Source organism: Mycolicibacterium agri (genome assembly GCF_002553505.1).
GTDB lineage: Bacteria > Actinomycetota > Actinomycetes > Mycobacteriales > Mycobacteriaceae > Mycobacterium > Mycobacterium agri.
This window is the reverse complement of sequence record NZ_PDCP01000266.1, coordinates 1-262: the sequence shown is the minus strand read 5'-3', so window position 1 is coordinate 262 and position 262 is coordinate 1. Positions and strand designations below refer to the sequence as shown.

The following is a 262-nucleotide window of genomic DNA, read 5'->3' as shown; positions in this document are numbered from 1 at the left end:
CCAGTGAAAGCCCGCCTCGGCGGCTCAGAGGTCACAGGCCGCTGAGGCTCAGCACCAGTTTCACGATCCCGGCCAGCAACAGCACGAACACCAGGGTGAAGAGCAGGCCCAGCATGATGAAGTGCACGGGCTTGCCGTGGGTGAAGTCGCGGGCGCGGTTTCGCCCGCTCTGTACGCCGAAGGCGGCAGCCATCACGCTATGCAGCATCTGCCAGAAGGTCGGCGGCTTCTGGTTCGGTTCTTCCGTCTCGATACCCATCGG

At 64.1% G+C, this 262-nt stretch carries 1 protein-coding gene; it reads right to left on the bottom strand.

Annotated elements, in window-relative coordinates:
• Window positions 1-31 precede the first annotated feature (31 nt).
• The coding region (locus tag CQY20_RS34110) for a DUF2970 domain-containing protein (protein WP_420093253.1) at window positions 32-262 on the bottom strand (231 nt) is incomplete at its 5' end.